This window comes from Pseudomonas sp. FG43, assembly GCF_057809175.1.
In genome coordinates this window covers 142,003-160,160 of the sequence record NZ_JBMDJL010000002.1, presented here as the reverse complement: position 1 = coordinate 160,160, position 18,158 = coordinate 142,003, and the positions used below count along the sequence as shown (strand labels likewise).

At 56.6% G+C, this 18,158-nt stretch carries 12 protein-coding genes; 2 read left to right on the top strand and 10 right to left on the bottom strand.

Translation table 11 applies throughout. The annotated features are described in order from the left end of the window. Positions 1-36: 36 nt before the first annotated feature. The 6 genes from ACODS3_RS03525 to ACODS3_RS03500 form a co-directional block, all read right to left on the bottom strand. Entirely contained in the window at positions 37-822 is a 786-nt protein-coding gene (locus ACODS3_RS03525; RefSeq protein WP_489033287.1) for a MipA/OmpV family protein, read from the bottom strand. Between the two features lie 200 nt (positions 823-1,022). Continuing rightward, entirely contained in the window at positions 1,023-4,106 is a 3,084-nt protein-coding gene (locus ACODS3_RS03520; protein WP_489033286.1) for an efflux RND transporter permease subunit, read from the bottom strand. Next, positions 4,103-5,308, bottom strand: coding sequence for an efflux RND transporter periplasmic adaptor subunit (locus ACODS3_RS03515; protein WP_201017768.1), 1,206 nt, complete (start codon positions 5,306-5,308; stop codon positions 4,103-4,105). Before ACODS3_RS03515 ends, ACODS3_RS03520 begins: the two co-directional genes overlap by 4 nt. A 269-nt stretch (positions 5,309-5,577) precedes the next feature. After that, entirely contained in the window at positions 5,578-6,189 is a 612-nt protein-coding gene (locus ACODS3_RS03510; RefSeq protein WP_489033285.1) for an FMN-dependent NADH-azoreductase, read from the bottom strand. Positions 6,190-6,244: 55 nt separating this feature from the next. Next, positions 6,245-7,147: a pirin family protein gene (locus tag ACODS3_RS03505; RefSeq protein WP_201017769.1), complete on the bottom strand. Its 903-nt coding sequence runs from the start codon at positions 7,145-7,147 to the stop codon at positions 6,245-6,247. Between the two features lie 128 nt (positions 7,148-7,275). Beyond that, positions 7,276-8,022 carry a YkgJ family cysteine cluster protein gene (locus tag ACODS3_RS03500; RefSeq protein ID WP_201017770.1) on the bottom strand — a complete coding sequence of 249 codons (747 nt, stop codon included), beginning with the start codon at positions 8,020-8,022 and terminating at the stop codon, positions 7,276-7,278. 407 nt (positions 8,023-8,429) lie between these two features. On the opposite strand from ACODS3_RS03500, the gene ACODS3_RS03495 reads away from it, so the two are divergent. Next, on the top strand, positions 8,430-13,886 hold the full coding sequence (locus ACODS3_RS03495; protein WP_025259540.1) for an AvrE-family type 3 secretion system effector: 5,457 nt from the start codon (positions 8,430-8,432) through the stop codon (positions 13,884-13,886). A 110-nt stretch (positions 13,887-13,996) separates the two neighbouring features. Continuing rightward, positions 13,997-14,605 carry an aspartyl/asparaginyl beta-hydroxylase domain-containing protein gene (locus ACODS3_RS03490; protein WP_025259539.1) on the top strand — a complete coding sequence of 203 codons (609 nt, stop codon included), beginning with the start codon at positions 13,997-13,999 and terminating at the stop codon, positions 14,603-14,605. A gap of 331 nt (positions 14,606-14,936) precedes the next feature. Here ACODS3_RS03490 and ACODS3_RS03485 read toward each other — a convergent pair whose 3' ends face one another. The 4 genes from ACODS3_RS03485 to ACODS3_RS03470 all read right to left on the bottom strand — a co-directional run bounded on the left by ACODS3_RS03485 (position 14,937) and on the right by ACODS3_RS03470 (position 17,953). Beyond that, positions 14,937-15,266: an HrpW-specific chaperone gene (locus ACODS3_RS03485; RefSeq protein ID WP_200985992.1), complete on the bottom strand. Its 330-nt coding sequence runs from the start codon at positions 15,264-15,266 to the stop codon at positions 14,937-14,939. Position 15,267: 1 nt separating this feature from the next. After that, positions 15,268-16,953: a pectate lyase gene (locus ACODS3_RS03480; RefSeq protein ID WP_489033284.1), complete on the bottom strand. Its 1,686-nt coding sequence runs from the start codon at positions 16,951-16,953 to the stop codon at positions 15,268-15,270. A gap of 146 nt (positions 16,954-17,099) precedes the next feature. Beyond that, the gene (locus ACODS3_RS03475; protein WP_201017816.1) at positions 17,100-17,498 is read right to left on the bottom strand and encodes a type III secretion system chaperone; all 399 of its coding nucleotides are present in this window, start codon (positions 17,496-17,498) and stop codon (positions 17,100-17,102) included. A 101-nt stretch (positions 17,499-17,599) separates the two neighbouring features. Continuing rightward, complete coding sequence (locus tag ACODS3_RS03470) at positions 17,600-17,953, bottom strand: negative regulator of hrp expression HrpV (RefSeq protein WP_201003230.1); 354 nt, start codon at positions 17,951-17,953, stop codon at positions 17,600-17,602. Positions 17,954-18,158: the final 205 nt, after the last annotated feature.

Here is an 18,158-nt window from a genome sequence, read left to right as displayed (position 1 = left end):
CTCCCCGACTGGCCTGATGTCTTGAGATACCCGGCATCAGAAGCGCCTCGAAATGCCGAACATGACCGATGCCTCGCCATCGGTGTCAGCCTCAAGCAGCGGACTGTCGCTAATGTCATTGGGCAGAAACTTGTACTGCACGGAGCTCATGAACTGCCAGTTCTGGCCGATCGGGTGGGCGTAAGCCAGGCCTAGCTCGGGGATAGTGGCTGCGCCAGGCTTGTAGTCAACGACGCCTCGCGCCACTTCGTCTTTCAGGGTGCCGAAATAGTAGTTCGCCGTATCCTTGGAGAGGTGGCTGACACTGATGGTCGGTTCGAGACTACCGCGACCGACTTCAAACTCATAACCGTACTTGGCCGACAACTCAAACCCTTCGCTCGCACCACTTACGTCGGTCTTGGCGACCAATTCAAACTTGCCTGCTGCCCCCCGCCACGAGGCTGAGAGCCCCATGTCCAGACCATTGTCACGATCTTCGAGCAGGTCCCTGTCGATACCGTTACGGGCCAGTTCCTTACGCCCGAAATCCTTGGCATCTATCCCGTCCATGCGTAACGAGGCGATGGCATTCAGCTCGAAGCCTTCATTGCGAATCAGATGCGCGCCACCAGTAAGGCCGCGTACAAAGAACCGCTCCCCTTCATAATGAATCAGTGGCAACGGGGTGATTTTTGTCCCCTCACCCGCGTAAGGACTTTCCGATATCCCAACGCCCAACCCCAAGCCCCAGCGTGGGGAATCGGCCTGTGAGGCCGTCTGCGCGGTAGCGAGGGTTGGCAAGGCGAGCAAGCAGGCCAGGACTGAGCAGGATTTATTCATAAGTGCCAGGAGTTCCGATTGGTTTCAGGATCGGGGCGCGCGCAACCTGACAAGACAACGTGCCAGGCCGGGTTTACACCCCAAGGTTTTCAAGCAATCGAATCGTACGTCTGGCGTGTCGTAACAATGTCGTAAAGGGAGTTGGCACCTGGCTGATCGGGTATAGCGCAGGTGCGGGAATCGGAGGTTTGATCTGCCCGTCACGCAGTACGCAGGAGCCCTGTCGTAGAGCGTGGAGAAAGCCAATGGCGAATCCGGCGCTGCGCACTATCCATACAGGAAAAGACCACCGGGACGACGAGCAGGCTGAGAGCAGTGGATGTGATCAGTCCACCGATCACTGCCACCGCCATCGGCTGGCGAAAACTCGCATCGGCACCAAATCCCAACCCGATCGGCAACATGCCGGTGATCATTGCAATAGTTGTCATCACGATGGGGCGCGCACGTTTGTGGCAAGCGTCAAGCAGCGCCGTATTCAACGCAACGCCCTGCTCACTCATCGTTACAATCGTGTACTCGACCAGCAGAATCGAGTTCTTGGTCACAATACCCATCAACATGATCAACCCGATCATTGACGGGATACTCAACTCGCTGCCCGCAACGAGCAGACCGACAAAAGCACCGCCCAGTGACAGAGGGATAGCCGAAAGAATGGTGACCGGGTGCAGGAAGTCCTTGAACAGCAGCACCAGAACACAGTAAACGCACACCACACCAATAAGGCTGGCCAAACCGAAGCCCAGCCCCAGCTCTTCCATGAGTTCGGCATCATCTGCCTGAACAATCTGCACACTCGACGGCATGGCTTGCACCGCAGGTAAAGCCAGGGTGTCAGCAAGCGCCTGACCAAGGGGAGTCCCACCCAGTTCGGCACTGATGGTCACGTAGCGGCGCCGATCATAGCGCTCAATCTGTGCCGGACCACTGCCGATGCTGATGTGTGCCACATTCCCAAGCGGCACAAGCCCCTCGCGGCCCCGCACTCGAAGATTGCTCAAGGACTCGACATCCTGCTGAACAGCCTCAGGCAGTTGTGTGCGTATATACACCTGTCGATTGTCGAGATTGAGCCGCGCAAGTCGTGAGTCCGTATCTCCGGCCGTTGCGATACGTACCGTCTCGCCAATTGCGGCTGTACTGACGCCTGACTCGGAAGCCCGTACCAGATCGGGCCGGACGGTAATTTCCGGGCGCTCCAGGCTTGCCGTAGAACTGACGTTGTACAAGCCGCGTACTCCTCGAAGCTCAGACTCGATAGCCTGAGCGCTGGCTTTCAGTGCGACAGCGTCATCACTGGTCAGAATGATCGACATTTGTTCGCCGATATTGCCGCTGCCTACGGTAAAACGTGCCCCCGGCACACTCTGCAGTGCTGCGCGTATGGAGTTTTCAATCGACGTTTGATCGCCGCGCTCGGCGCGAGGCATCAACGTCACATCCAAAGCTCCGCGACGAACGTCTCCACCCTGTAAATTATCACTGTCCGCCTGCGCCGCCCCCACAGTAGATAACACCCGCTGGACGCCAGGCAGCGTGGCCAGTCGGGCACGAGCAGCTTCGGCAGTTGTCAGGGTATCCTGTAGTGCGCTGCCGGGAGGTAATTCGATGCTGATTGTGGTGTATCCACGGTCAGAGGCCGGCATTAAGCCCGTTGGCAAGTAAGGTACGAGAGCCACCGAACCGACCATGAATGCAAATGTCAGGGCCAGCGTGGATTTGCGATGCATAAGGCACCAATGTGCCAAGCGCAGATAGGTGCGCATCACGCGGCCATCCAACACTTCGGACTCATCCGCACGAGGGGGATACGGTTTCAGAAACCGGACTGCCATCATCGGAGTAATCAGCCGGGCTACCAATAACGAAGCCAGCACCGCAACTACTGCGGTCCAACCAAACTCTCGAAAGAACAGGCCGGGCACCCCGCCCATCATCGCGGTGGGAAGAAACACGACGACAAGCGCCATTGTGGTAGCAATCACCGCCAGCGCTATCTCCGTAACAGCATCAGCCGTTGCTTGCTCCATAGGCTTGCCCATGCGTGCATGGCGCTCAATGTTCTCGACTTCCACAATTGCATCGTCCACCAGGATGCCGACTATGACTGCCAGCGCCAGCAGGCTTACCGTGTTAAGCGAAAAACCAAACCACGCCATGGCAGCGAATGTCGGAAGAATCGACAGAGGCAGCGCCGAAGCGGCTATCAACATGGCTCGCCAGTCCCGCAGGAAGAACCAGACCACCAGCACAGCCAATAACGCCCCTTCGTAGAGCATGAACAGCGAACCATCGAATTGCTCTTGCGTGTAATCAACGCTGTTAGTGACCAGAGTGGCCTGCAAGCCCGGACGCTTTTGCTGCAACCCGGCCAGCGCCGCCTTTACACCGGCTGCGATTCGAGTAACGTCCTGCCCCATGGACGGGTAGATCCGGAAACCGACAACGGGCTTCCCGTCCAACAGTGCTATCTGACTGCGTTCGGCAACCGTATCAGTGACCGTTGCCAACTGATCCAGTCGCAGTGATCGTCCATCCGACAACGCTATCGGCAATGCCGACAACTCGGAAGCCTGGCCAGCCAGTGAAATAGTCCGCACCGCCTGTTCGCCACCACCAAGTCTGGCGCGCCCTCCTGAGCTTTGCTGCTGAGCGTTGCTCAATGCAAGCGAGACTTCGCCGACAGTCGCAGCGTGGGCGATGAGTAAAGCGGGGTCCAGAGTCACCCGTACTTCCCGCATCACGCCACCGATACGCTCGAAACGGCCAACACCTTTTACCCCCAATATCGTCTTGGCTACCGTGTCATCCACAAACCATGACAAAGCCTCTTCGTTCATGGCAGGCATGGCGATGGCATAAGTCTGAATAGCTTCACTACTCGCACGCACAGCGCTTACCTGCGGCTCCAGTAGATCGTCAGGCAAGTCGGAGCGAACGCGATCAACGGCATCCCTGGATTCCATCAATGCATCGGAAAGAGGCTTGCCCAGCTCGAACTCAACCGCAATATTCACGGAGCTTTCAGTGATCACGGTGCTTATGTGCTTGATTCTGTCCAGCGTGGCCAGCGAGTCTTCGATTTTACGCGCCACTTCGGTTTCAAGCTGAGCAGGTGCAGCACCGGGTTGCGAAAGCGCTATGCGAACAACCGGCATATCGACATCGGGCATATCCTGAATCGGTAACTTCCACAGCCCCCATATGCCCGCCAGGGTAAGCAGTGCAAACAGCAGGATAGAGGGGATCGGATTGCGTATGGACCAGGTAGCCAGGTTCATTTCTCTGCTCCGTTTGCAACTGTCGTAGCAGAAATCGCAACCGCAGGTGCCTGAACAATCCTTACGCTGTCGCCATCATTCACAAAACCGGCACCCTGTACCACAACACGGTCTCCCTCACTCAAACCCTGCACGATCTCTACATCCTGAGCCTGGCGGCGGCCAGTCTTCACGACCTGAAGAGATACCTTCGCAGCACCTTGTTGCGTATCGAGTTTGAATACATGGCTATGCCCATCGCGGATAAAGACACTACCAGCGGGCACCACCAACGCACTCTGCTGCGTCACTGAAATACGCCCTTGTACATACATGCCCGCTCGCGCTGTGCTGCCCGAAATGATGTCTGCATACACCATTGCGAGGCGCGTTTGAGCGTTCAACGCGGGTGCCATTTGCCTGACAGTTGCTTGCGCGACCTGGCCATCTGGCAGCGCCAACGTCACAATCTGGCCAGCAGCCACCTGCCCTGCCTGCGCAGCGGTAAGCTCACCTCGCCATTCGAGTCGACTCTGGCGTATGAGCCGAAACAGCTCATCGCCGACCGCGCCTACTGTGCCAATCGTTGCAGTGCGGGTACTGATCACACCATCGTCGGGCGATACAACCGTTGCATACCTGAGCTGTAACTCCCGAGACGTCAATTGAGCCTGACTGGACTCAACCTGCGCCAACGCTGTTTCAGCCTCGGTCACCGAGTTCGATATGTCCTGCTCGCTCATGGCACCCACTTCCTTGAGTTTGAGTGCGCGTTCACGATTGGCAACCGCTTGTACTGCCAGAGCTTTCGACTGCCTGAGTGCTGCATGCAATTGCGCAACATCGGCGCGCAAGGCCTCGGTTTCAAATCGAGCCAACACCTGGCCTCGACGCACCACATCCCCCGGGCCAACAAGCAACTCAGTGAGTCGAACCCCACTGACCTGTCCTCCGATAACCGCCTCCTGCCACGGCTCAATCGCACCGGAGGCATTCAAATGGACCGGCCATTCAACCAGCCGCACGGATGCATCGGTCACCGTCATTGCGACCAAGGCATCAGTGGTCGGCTCTGAAGGTGGAGGTTCGCGCAGATACAGCACCTGCCAGGAAATAGCCCCGACAACCAGTAAGGCAAACAGGCTGAGCGCCGCAATTGCCCAGTTACGCTGGCGTTCGTCTATTGATTTACCGGTATTGGGCGCACAGTTTCTTACTGTCATAGAGGGTGTGTTCTAAGTTGGGGGAGTATCGGGAAGAAGAAGTACCGCCAGTGGTGCTCAAGGCTGAAATCATCCCTGGGCTACCTGCGGTTTTTTGAGGAGTCAGATCGTATCGCTGGCGTGTCGTAGCAATGTTGTCAAGCTGGACGGATGCGCCGTGTCCAGGCGGCTATTGCAGCCAGCCTGGATTGTCTCTGGAAGGGAAGTAAAGCGAGAGGAAACTGGTCTGGGCGGCCCTCCAACGACCGCGACAGGGCGGTATTACGGAATCAGACCGAAAGCTCGGCAATCCGCTGCTCGGCGGCGCTAATCGCAGCAGCGCGTTGATCGGGACCGAAGGCAACACCCTCGGCCAGGATGACCTCGGGGTTGGTGATGCCGATGAAGTTGAGCGCGGTGCGCAGGTAGGTTTCGCCATGTTCCATGTTGGCAATCGGCGAGTCTGGCCCATAGATGCCGCCACGTGCGACCGCCAGGATGACACGTTTTCCACCCGCCAATCCTTCAGGCCCTTGCTCCGTGTAGCGGAAGGTCTGGCCTGCCACAAGAACCCGGTCGATCCAGGCCTTGAGTTGTGTAGGCACAGTGAAGTTGTAGAGCGCGACACCGATCACAAGGGTGTCGGCAGCCAGAAACTCCTGCAAGGTGGCCGCACCAATTTCAAGGTCGCGTTGTATCTCCGGCGAGTGATCAACACCTGTGGTCTGTAGAGCCGTGAGATAAGCGGCGGACAGTTGTGGTACCGGCGTTGCTGCCAGGTCGCGATAGGTCACGACGGCATTCGGCGTTTCACCCTGCAGTTTCGCGACAATCTGTGCAGACAAGGTGCGGCTGACCGAGTGGGCGCCCAGGATGCTCGAATCGAGGTGAAGAATGTTCATGGGTAACTTCCTTACTTTGGCTGAAATATTCGTTCTGAAATGATGCAGAAGGGTGTTAGCCCAGTCGCCCGTCGCGCCGCAGAGCAGCACCGATGCGCTGTATCTCGGCTTCACCTCGTGCAAGGGCTTCCCTGCTGGTGTGAACCGAGTAGTAACCCATCACTAGCTCGTGGGGATGTTTCACGGCTGAGCCCAGTACAAAAGAGGTTGTGCCCTGCGCGACCAGATCGATGGCCTGGTTTGACTCCTCAAACACCGCCAGCTCGCCGGTATCCACAGCGCTACCGGCCTCAAGCAGCCCTTCACTGACCGCCAGCCACGTCACGGTATGACCCGATGGCGGAGTGAAGCGCCACCGCTCACCGTCTTTAAGCGTCACGGCGAGATAAGTCATGTCCGAAGGAGCCGGGATGGTACTTTCTGCATTGCCATAGCGACCGAGCAGAACTCGCGCCGGGCCTTCCCGGGGAATCTGCGCGGGGGCAAGGTAATGACTTTCAGGGGGCGCATTTTCTTCTGCGGCGGGCAACGCGACCCACAACTGGAAGCCACGCATCGCCTTTTCACTGAACGGCGTACCCGAATGCCAGATGCCATTGCCGGCACTCATCCACTCGACACCGCCAGCGGGCAGAACGCCCTTCTTGCCAGTCGTGTCTTCGTAGATCACTTCACCGGCCTCCATGAAGGTCAGCGTTGCAATGCCGGAATGAGGATGCATGCCGAAGCCTTGCGGTCTGGCGTTTGGCAGAGTGCTGAAGATGTCGAGAAACACGAAAGGCTTCAGGATCTGGCCAAGGTCGCTCGGGCTCACGAGGCGAGTGACAGGCCCATGCACTCGGCCATGGGTGCGATGGACGATGGCACGCGCCTGCTCGTTAGTGCCCACCCTTGCATGACTTTGCTGGTGATCGTGAAGGGTGTGGCGAGTGCCGTTAAGCAAGGATGAAGTGGTCATGAGTCAGCGATGCCTTGTGTGTAAAGCAGAGGGCATGTGCCCTGTTGTCACTAGGATAGGGTTGACTCATTTACTTGATAAGATGGGGTTGTCGGATTGAATTAATCCATTTATTGACGTAATTAATGTTAAAGCCTGTGAAAGATATAATCGGCAGCGTCACTGCTGGCCAGTGGGACATTGTGTGCGATCAAGTGTCCACGCAGTTGCGGATCATCGACCCGAACTGTCCATCCTTCAGCCCAGTCATCCACGACAACCTCCTTGCTGCGGCGTATCGCCTCGATCAACGTCAAGCGCTCCGGGAAATAGACAGCGAAGGCATTCTCCTTCCAGCTCGCGACCTTGATGCCCAGTTGCGCGCACACGGCTATCTTGGTTGCCGCGTCAACGATATCGGCTTGTCTGGACTGATTGACCAGCGCCTGAAGCTCGGGGTTGGCGACACCGTCTGTACACAGGATGTCACCACTGCCCCATGATTCAGGCGGACAGATCTTGTTGTCACTGCTCATCTCAATGAACGGATTGATTTCCATAGGGTAGATCCGACAGACCAGCGGGCGCTCTTCATAGATGCCGCACAGGTTATCCGCACGCAGATTCGGGCACTGGTCGAGTGCATTGGCAACGAACACCGCGATAACGCGGATGCTGCTGTCATCACTATTGACCGCGACCGACCGGCCTGCGCCGTGGGCATATTGTCTTGAGTCGGCTGGCCAGGTCAGCTCGTTGAAAGCTTCCAGCACCACCGCTACATCATGACCTCGGGCCAGCCATTGCTCGGCTTCGATCAGCGTCAGGGGTATGAGCCGGCCTTTGCAGCAGATCCCGCAGCCCACGCAGTTATAGCGAATTACAGTGTTTTGCATATTCCATCCTGGAGCTACAGGTCTTTTCAGGGGCGAACGGGTTCGGCGCCCATAATCTGGTCGAATGATTGAAAAACAGGGTCACGGACATTCACCTGCTGCTGATCAGCCAGGGTGAGGGGTAAACAAATGTATTGAGTTGCGATACACAAGCATCAATAGGATGGCGCTGGTGCAGTCATGGCGGGAAAATAACAGTTTCCGAACGTATCAATATCGACACAGTTGTAGCCGGGTATTTCAAAGAGAAGCATTCTCGTCCCATAAGCCAGGCAAAGCCGCAAACGGCATCGCCATGCTGGAACCAAGTCACAGGGCATTTCCACTCAGGGCAAAGGAAACCTTCCTTTACGGCCGGACAGCCATCGCGAGGTTGTTCCGGTCAGTCCATGACACGGAGAATGCTCATGATTCCGCTTAACAACACACCCGGCACGAGCCAGATACATGGCGCGACGTCCTCGGGCCACAACCCGCAAGGCCTCAACCAGCAAAACCAGCCACCGACACAGCGCACAGCCACTTCACTGGACAAACTGGGTCAGCACTCAACCACAAAAACCGGCCCGGTGACTCAGGACCTGCAGGCCACGCCAAAGATCGGCGTGCAGAGCAGCGGACAGTCCGAGATACAGAATCAGGACGCCAGCGATCAGGCCGCTCAAGCCACAGCACAGCGTATGCGCGGGGCGGGCTCAAGCCTGCGCGGTTCGGATAAATTGGGGCGCTCTGGGGGCGGAGAAAGCCGGGCAGAATCCTCGAAATCGAAGAAATCCGAAAGCAACGCAGAAAGCAGCGTCAAGTCAGAAGCCATGCCTCTGGCACAAAATGACCCGGTTGTGCTGAAAACAGAGGAGATGGGTTGGCCACTGCGCAACAGCGCACTGAAAAACTCCTTGATGGGCAAACCTAAAGCCGAATCCTCGAAATCGAATAAAGCCGAAGGCAAGAGCAGCGCAGGCGAGTCAGCCAAAGAAACGCCAATCCAGAAAGAGGCCGGTACATCATCTAAGCAGGAGATTACCGAAACCGGATCACCGAAGCTTTCCCGTGATGAGCAGGCGCTTCAGAACGCAGCTCAGGCCAGAAGCAGATCGAATACCAGACTCAGTGGCAGCGATGGCCTGGGCCGGGCCCTCAACGAAGGCCGCGAGTCCCTCCCCAGACCCGATAGCAACGCGGTCACTCTGGACAAGAAAGGCAAGGCCAGTTTCGAGAACTTCAGCCCACCGGCGCTGAACACCTTGCTTCAAGATACCGTTGGCAAAAAGGATAAAACCTACCTGGCCCATCATTACACGGGGAAAGGCAACGATCAGGTCCTGCTGGAACCCAAGGGCCACCTGCTCAAGATGCAGCAGAGTGAAACAGGCTTCACCCTGTTGCGCAGCAGTAAATCGCTGGATGTACCGTCAGGTAGCAAACCTGGCAGCGTCACGCTCCAACGCCAGGGCAACTCGATGAACCTCGAAGGCCTGAAATCGACGGTCACACAAGCCCTGCCGGACAAAGCGCACATTGCCCACTTGAGCGGAGCCCATCAGGACAGCAGCGGCCAGACGCTGCGCCTTCATGATGAAAAGCTTTATCAGTTCAAGTCGGACACTTCCAAGTGGTCCCCCCTTCCCGATACAGGCGACAAAAAATTCAGCAGCCTTTCAACGGAAGGTGACGGCAAGCTCTATGCCCGTAGCGGCGACTCGCTGATCAATCTGTCCAGCGATAAAAAACCCGAAATCCAACTCAAGGATCTGGCGGCACATTCGGTTGCCTCCGACGGAACCGTGGCCATGCTGGCGGGCAAGGACACCCAGACCCTGCAGTTGGGCAAGATGGGGGAAGTGCCAGAGCTGCATATCACCCTCAACCTCAACGATGGCAAGTCCGAAGCCAGCAGCATCGGCCTGACCAAGGATCGCCTGTTCGTCGCCGATACCGAAGGCAAGCTGTACAGCGCCTCGCGCAACGAGCTTAAAAGCGATGATGGCGTCCTGAAACTCATGCCGGAGAAAAACTACCAGCCAGAAGATGGCAAGCTGGGAGCGCGTCATCAGGTCACCGGTTTCATGAGTGGTGATGACGGGCAGATGCATGCCTTGGTCAAGGACGGTGCCGGCCAGGTCCACTCCCATACCCTGGATGAAAAGACCTCCAGCCTCCAGAGCGGCTGGAACCTCTCGGACGTGAAGGTTCTGGAAAATACCCAGGGCCTGCCTGTAAAGAGCGAGCCGACTTCGGAAAACATCTACGACCTGCACAGGAACGGTCGCGTAGGCCTGGTGGATGGCAGTATCCAGGCATGGGATACGACCACTCAGGCCTGGAAAGACACCGGCGTCAAAGATATCGATGCGCTGAAACGCGGCATCGACGGCAATGCCTATGTGCTCAAGGACGGCAAGGTTCACGAGCTGAAAGTGACTCCCGACTACGGCAAGAGCACCTTCAACGACACCCACAACCTGAAAGATACGCCACGCTCTACCAAGGTCGAACTGGGCGATGCCATCGCGGGCCTGGAGGACCGCGTGATCAAAGACTTTGCCATGTACAACGACAAACAGTTCGTGGCCCTTGATGACAAAGGCCGCATGACCGCCCACCACAAGGAAGGCGATCCAACTGAAATGACCCGCCATGGCCTGGAAGGCACTGTTGCCTACCTGACCCTGGACGCCAATGGCGTGCATGCTGCAACCAGCAATGGCGATCTGTTCTTCATGCTCAACGAGGACTGGCAGAAAAAACCGACGGATACGCCATTGCAGTCCCAGCCTTCGACCTCCACAGCGGCTGAGGACAAACCTTCAACATCCGCCGCAGCAGCGGACAAACCTTCAACCTCCACTGCAACAGCGGACAAACCTTCAAGCCCCAAGGCATCGGAGTCCAAAACAGACAGCGAGCCCAAATGGCAAAAAATCCCTCTCAGCTTCGGGAGTGAGATAGCCAGTATTCGTACAGAAGTGGATAACACGCTCAGCGTTTCGCTGAAAAACGACCCCAATGGTAACGGCGCCTATCAGCTCAAGGACAAGAAATGGCAAACCATTGACCATCGTCCTGCCGATCAGAACGAACTGAACACGATATTCAATCGACTCGACAAAAGCATGGCAAGGGTGAGCATTCCCGGAGTCGGCACATTAAACTATACCTCCAACCTGCTGGGCCGCAGCGGTATAGAGCAAAGCAATAAATCCAGCACGGTAGAGTTCACCAAGGCTTACGTTTTCAAGCCCGATCTGGAAATACGACCGGCCAAGAACGTAGTGAACTATTTCGACCACAAGATCAATGGCCGGGTCGGTCTGGCAGACGTCTACAATGCCCAGTCCCCCTTGTTTCATGACTTGAAGGAAATCCGCCAGGCACCAGGCAAGGCCCCGGAAGCCGGCCACGACCTGAAAACTCGCATCGCCAAACTGGATATCGGTGAAGAAGGCAAGGAGTTGACCAAAAGCCTGGAGTCTTTCCGCGAAGAGCTGGAAAACCACAGCCGCAAGGCGGTCATGACCCTGGGCGAAAAAGCAGGCCTGCTCAACCTTCATGGAGAGCCCACGGAAAAAGGGAAAAAAGCCGCGAGTAAACTGGAGTCTGCGCCTCCAAAACGTAATGAACCCAAGAATGACCTGATGGCACTGACTCAGGGTGCTCTGGACAAAGTCTCTCCGTCCTCGGATAACCCGACCGGCGCATTGCTCAAGTCCCTGCAGGGCATGGGCCTGAAAATGAAGCATCTGGATGCCGATACCCCCGCGGGCAAGCGTCGCCATGGCCACGATGAACATGCCCTGACCAAGGCACGCCTGGCTCTGGATATCAAGACCCTCAATGAGGTCGGACAGCTGCTGGACAAAGCTGAAAAACTCCCTGATGGCCCCGACAAGAATGCCCAGATAAAGGCCATCAAGCACGAATTGACCCATCTGCGCGACAAGACCTATGGCGAAAATCCGATCAAGCACGTTTCGGACATGGGTTTTACCGAGCACTATCAGTTGGAAAAGTCCTACGACGGAATCAAGGCTTTCCTGAACGGTTTCCACAAGCCGGATCACGCCACCAGCCTCAACATGCGCGTCGCCACCGGCAGCAAGGATCAGGCCGAGCTGGCTGAAAAATTCAAGAACTCGCTTAAGCAGCTGGAATTTCCGGACGACGAAATCAGCCTTTCACGCAGCTACGGCATGACCTTGAGCACGCCCTTCATTGGTATAGCCAAACACGTGACAGGCCCCTTCCCCAGCGGGCAGTACACCAACACCCGCAATTACGCCTTTGCGGCCGAGCGCGGCGAAAAGGGCGTGGAAGTCTATCTGCTTCGTGAACGTGCCAACCTGCTCAGCGGTACCGTGGGAGCCGGCAAGGATGTCCTGCCGGACATTACGAGCGCCGGTGAATACGCAAAACTGACCACCCTGGATCTGGGCAATGAAAAACGTGGCGCACTGGCCTTTCGCGTAGGAGGCGATATAACGCTTGCGGGTACCCACACCCAACGTACCGGTGTGGCATTTACAGTGCCGGATGAAAAGATCGATCAGTTCGTCGACAACCTCTTCACAGGCAAGCTGACAGCACTGGATGTTCTCAAGGAAGGCGCAAACCACAAGGCCCACGAAATGAAGCGGGTCAATGTCGACTTGACTGCGGGGGCCAACACCGAGTTCCGCGTACAACTGGGCATCTCGGATCATGACAGCAAGCCATTGACAGCCTCTGCACGCTTCGGTGTCGGTTTCACCGCCAACGTCAATCTTGCCAACTTCACCTGGCAAAAACTGAGTCAGGAAAACGATACCAGTCGCATGGATGAAAAATCCCAGAACAGGCCTCGTCTGCTCAACAACTTCAATGCCGGATTTTTCGCCCGCGCTCAGGTTGTCGGCGGCCATACCAATCCAACCCCGAGCTCGGCCCCCGGCTCTCAGGCAATCACGAGCACCAACGGCATCACTGGAACCGCCTCCATTGACGACAAGACAACCAAGCGGATCAAGTTCCAGTTCAAGGAGGCGGCACCGCTGACCACCGCCAATGTGACCAAACTCGCAACGTCGTTGGGCGATGCGTTCAAGGACAAGGCTTCGAAGGCCGAACTGACTCGACTGGCCGACCATAAACAACCGGAATACAAGGACGCCAGTGCCAAGGAGAAAATCCAGATTCATCTGAAGGGGCTCAATGACTTCTTTGCCAGCAAGACGCCGGAAAACGATGATCAATACGCAGCATTGCGTTCTCTGAAACGTTCCACGGCCCAGCAGGAAGCCTCGGTCAACAAGCACAGCGTGCTGGACAATGGTCGCTTTGAAAGTAACTACACCAACCTGGCGCGCCTGGACTCGCAGAACCTTACTTCCAAGATCATGAGTGTGATTTACGGCAATCATCAGACCAGCAACGCGGAGAACATCGCCAAGCTGATCGATCAGGACCCGGCACTCAAGTCGATACTCAAAGAGTTTCAAAGCCAGCCTGGCACCCTGGCACGGGTTCGCCTGGAGCCCAAGGACCATGTCTTCGACAGGGTCGATGCCGGCAGCCGGGATGGCACTCTCACGCAAAAAGAAATGTTCGAACTGCTCAGCAACCGCGACAACATGCGGGTCCTGGCTATTTCGATCTTCAAGAGCGCAGCACAGACCGAAGGTTTCACCACTCCCACGCCATTGGTCAGTGCCAATAGCTCAGCCTCAATGGCCGTGAACAAGACCCTGGCCAAGGTGAACTTCACCTACGGCGAGGATCAGGACAAACCCAAGGCGTACTTCGTGAACGGTGAGATTTCCCGAGCATCGGACACACAGAAAACCGTAATGCAAGACCTGCAGAAAAGCGGACTGGAACTCAAGAGCTAAGCCGCTCCCGTTCTTTGTTCACTGACGTAAAAAACAGGCTCGCGGCGCAAACAGAATTGCGCCGCGAGCCTCACCTGTTCTGTGTTTTGACTGCTCAAAGGAACCTCAAGATGACTACCGCTTTTTATGCTCTCGACGATTTTCCGGAACTGGCCAACCTGGTCGCCAACTGCGCGGTGATCCAGGAAGAGCTCGCGACTCTGGATGCACCTCTGCTCGATATCGACCGTACCAACAAGCAGCATCAGCAAGTACACGAAGAACTGAGCGAACACCTGCAACAGGGTGGCGATTACGGCTGGCTCAAGGGCTGGGGTGCCGAAGGAGGCAACCGTGACTGGACGCAATATGCGCTGCTGTTCAGAGACACGCCTATCGGCCCGGCCCAGGCGACCATGCCCCGCACTCTGGAGTTGTTCAAGCCGCTCAAGGGCATAAAAGTCGTGGCCCTGGCCCGTATGGCGCCTCACAGTTTTCTGAGCTTGCACCGTCACCCGGAACTGACGGATGAAGGCCTGTTGCAGATGCACATCACCCTCAGCGCCGCCAATGAAGCCAACTACTCCTACCTGAACGTGGCGGGCGAGTTCTATCACCAGAAACCGGGCACAGGCGCGATTTTCGATGGCTCGCTGGATCATTTCGCCGTCAACGCCACTCCGGTTCCACGGACCATCATCTACATGGAGTTCGAGAAAGAGAAGTTCATGAAGCATTGATTGAAGTAAACGCTGTACCCGTCCCACAGAGCGTGAGTAACGCCTGTGGGATTTTTTGTGTCTGTGTTTTGAGCAGAATGAATTCGCAAGGTGGGGTTTCAAACGACGTATATTTATTGGATTTGATGGCCCTTCGCGAATGAATTCCCCCCTCCCGTAGGAGCGAATTCATTCGCGAGACGTCATTGAGGACGATAGATTTCTTCAGCTTCACGGGCCTCTCGCGAATAAATTCGCTCCTACCAGGGTAGTGCCAGTCAGCAAATGCAAACAGCGCCCATAAAAAAACGGGCTCTTCAAGAGCCCGTTTTGTTTCCCGCCTTACGTACTGTCAGTGCACGACCGGCTTGGCACCCGCAGCTTCCAGCAAGCGATCAGCCAACAACCGCACGATCCAGAAGGCTGTCAGCGAAGCATCGCCACGTAGCTCGTCAGCACCTGCATCACGCTTGAAGTCCGACTCCAGGCTGTCAATGTAATTGTTCAGGCTGAACTGACCATTGACCCGGTTACCCGGCTTGTCGAGAGTCGCCTGCAAACGCTCGTTGACCAGAGCGATTGCATTTTCAAACGCCTGACGCTGATCTGGAGTCAGGTAACCGCCCTTGCGTACCAATGACGACCAGGAGACTTCTTCAGGCTTTTGTTGCGTGGCTGTCATATCAGACCTCCTTGTGGTTGGTAGAGCCCGGCAGCTTGTCGTAAGGGTGCTCTACGTTCTTCAGGTTGATGCCGCTGGTGGTCAGGTTCAGGCCTTCACTGTCGCTCTTCACGAAGGAGAACTTGCCGTTTTCAGCGTCGACGTTCTTCAGGTCCAGGTTCCAGTTGCCTTGCTGCCCACCGTTGGTGCGCATGAAAGTACCGAAGTCCTTGGCCTTGAAGTTATCCACGGTCACGTTAGCGTCGGCATTGAGCTGGAAGATCTTGTCATTGGCGCCTTGGGCACTGCTGTTGGTGATGTTCAGGTTGGTGACTTTGGCACCGCCCTCACCCTTCACGGTCAGCGCGTCTTCACCGACGTTGGTCCAGTGAACGTTATCGACGTTTACAGCCTTCTCGTTGCCGGCACGAACATGCACGCCATCAGCGGCGTTGTCACCGAAGGTCACGTTTTTCAAGGTGGCGCCTTCAGCCAGTTCAAACATTGGCTTCTGTCCTTCGCCCTGTCCGCCATCACCCAGGCTAGGGCCGGCAGTGAAGGTCTTGCCCTGGCCATCGAACACTTCGCCCGGACCTACCTTGATCGTTTCATTGACTACGGTCGGGCTGCCCGAAGCAGTCGGGAAGGACACTGGAGTCGATGAACCAGCAGCGCCAGTGCCTGCAGGGCTACCTGTGCCAGGAGTCGGGGTCGGAGTCGTGCCACCGATGGATGGAGTGCTACCACCACCGCCGCCACCAACAGACGGAGTACCGCCGCCACCACCGCCACCAACAGATGGAGCTGGAGCACCACCGCCACCGCCACCAACAGACGGAGCTGGAGAACCACCGCCACCGCCGCCAGCAACAGCCGGAGCACCACCGCCACCGCCACCGCCAACAGACGGAGCAGGAGAACCACCGCCGCCACCGCCGCCACCACCGGTCCCCTTGCTGGAGGAGTCAGACGGCTGGTTGAAGGTTTCCGGGTGGCTGTCCATGAACTGGGCGATCATTTCCAGCAGCTCTTTGAGCTTGCCGTCCTGGGATACCTGGCCACCGCCATCGGATGTCGGCTGGATGGAGTTATCCAGAGAACCGCCACCCAGGCTTTTCATCAAGGTGTTGACCAGGTCTTCAACACTGCTGGAACCACCCGCTGCGCCTTGAGCACCGCCCAGACCCTGGTTTGAACCAAGACCTTCAAGGCCTTTGGTGCCACCACCGCCAGTGCCGCCTGCACCGCTTACTGGCGAACCGGAGCCGGAACCCGACCCATTACCGCCGCCTTCACCAGTGCCCGACGAAGAGTCGGAGCCGCCAAGAATTTTTTCGAACAGGGCCATCAGAACCTGAGTCAGCAGCTCTTTGGACGATTCGTCACCAGTGCCGTTAGCACCCTTGGAACTGCCATCCTTCTGCTCGCCGCCCTGCAGGGACTGCAGCAAGGAGTCGATGTCGCTCTGGCCCGACTTGCCAGCCTGGCCCGCACCGGAACCCGAACCTGCGCCGGCACCAGCACCACCGGAGCCAGAACCGGAACCGAGCAACATTTCAGCCAGCATGCCGGCCAGTTGCTCCAGAGGGGATTGTCCGCCCTGCCCCGTGGCAGCGCCCGCTGCTGCGCCCCCCAGACCACCGGATAAGCCCGAAAGACCGGAAAGACCGTTTTGGGAAAAACCCGAAATACCCGCGATATCAGACATTTTCTACCTCGCTCCATCGTTGAGAGTGTCCGGAGTACGGCAATCAATGCCGCCTTGACCGGGAGTGGTGCCATCGAGAAGTCCGGCTTCGTAGTGGCACTCACCGTTGTGTGGCAACAGCCGACAGGCGGTTCCCTGGCAAATGCTTAATTCAGCAATGGCTGCACGGTGGTTCGGGTGTGCTGGACTTGCGTGATGAACCCATTGACCAAGTCGCAGAACTGAACTTCGTCAAGGCGAGCCAATTCACGCTGGGTACACAGACGCAGCTCTTGCTGATCAAGGGCCAGCCAGCAGCCACGCAGACTTGCAACATCAAAATTGATGTTGAGCAGACGCTGCATGTTTTCCTGGCTTTTGCGCACTTGGCCCAGACTGCAATGAATAACCACATTGTCACTGAGCCTGGGCACTTCGATAACGGCGGCTTGACGGTTCTGGCTGTCATACAACGCACAGACACCATTTTGGAGGGTTAAAGATGTACCGAGTGTTTCACTAAGACGAGCAATAAAACGTTGCGCGTCGCGTTGAGAGTTCGCCATTGAATTTTCCTCAAGTTTGTCGTTGCTCAAAATGGATCCATAGCGACAACTGAGTGGAAAATTAATGGCGAGCGGTTCCGGCTGGAATAAATATTCTGAATCTAGTGTTTAAAACCGGTCAATGTGAGGAACTCACTGAGCAGGCTTTGCAAGCTCTCTGAGCGACGATAATCAAGATCCAGTTCGTGCCAGACGACGAACCGCTGCTGATTGTCCAGACAGATATAGTAACCGTCATAGGACTCAACGTTCTCGAAGCGGCGCTTCAGCGTATCGGAGAACAGATTGGGCCGCTGGGCCTGGCGCTCTATCATCAGCGCCAGCCCCCAGCCCACGCTGTCTCTGCGATACACGAAATCGATGCCGGGCGCCCACTCCCACGTACTCGGCTGCTGCTCGCCGATGCTGACGAAGAAATCTCGCTGGTCGGTACTACGCAGAATCGTTTCAGTCATTCAAATGTACCGTAGTGTATTCAGTCGCGTCGTTACGCAGTTCAGGTGACCACCAAACTTTAAGGCTAGAACTATTGGCGCCAACTTGCTGGCATTCACTGGCAAAACAAGATGTTTCCATTGTCGCACAAGCACTCAACAATAGAGTGACAATAAACAAGGCACCGGCATGTACCAACTTCATTTCGGATTCTCCCTACAAACG

Coding starts and splice junctions, on each gene's coding strand:
- ACODS3_RS03525 (WP_489033287.1), bottom strand. CDS start 822: ATGAATAAATCCTGCTCAGTCCTGGCCTGCTTGCTCGCCTTGCCAACC.
- ACODS3_RS03520 (WP_489033286.1), bottom strand. CDS start 4,106: ATGAACCTGGCTACCTGGTCCATACGCAATCCGATCCCCTCTATCCTG.
- ACODS3_RS03515 (WP_201017768.1), bottom strand. CDS start 5,308: ATGACAGTAAGAAACTGTGCGCCCAATACCGGTAAATCAATAGACGAA.
- ACODS3_RS03510 (WP_489033285.1), bottom strand. CDS start 6,189: ATGAACATTCTTCACCTCGATTCGAGCATCCTGGGCGCCCACTCGGTC.
- ACODS3_RS03505 (WP_201017769.1), bottom strand. CDS start 7,147: ATGACCACTTCATCCTTGCTTAACGGCACTCGCCACACCCTTCACGAT.
- ACODS3_RS03500 (WP_201017770.1), bottom strand. CDS start 8,022: ATGCAAAACACTGTAATTCGCTATAACTGCGTGGGCTGCGGGATCTGC.
- ACODS3_RS03495 (WP_025259540.1), top strand. CDS start 8,430: ATGATTCCGCTTAACAACACACCCGGCACGAGCCAGATACATGGCGCG.
- ACODS3_RS03490 (WP_025259539.1), top strand. CDS start 13,997: ATGACTACCGCTTTTTATGCTCTCGACGATTTTCCGGAACTGGCCAAC.
- ACODS3_RS03485 (WP_200985992.1), bottom strand. CDS start 15,266: ATGACAGCCACGCAACAAAAGCCTGAAGAAGTCTCCTGGTCGTCATTG.
- ACODS3_RS03480 (WP_489033284.1), bottom strand. CDS start 16,953: ATGTCTGATATCGCGGGTATTTCGGGTTTTTCCCAAAACGGTCTTTCC.
- ACODS3_RS03475 (WP_201017816.1), bottom strand. CDS start 17,498: ATGGCGAACTCTCAACGCGACGCGCAACGTTTTATTGCTCGTCTTAGT.
- ACODS3_RS03470 (WP_201003230.1), bottom strand. CDS start 17,953: ATGACTGAAACGATTCTGCGTAGTACCGACCAGCGAGATTTCTTCGTC.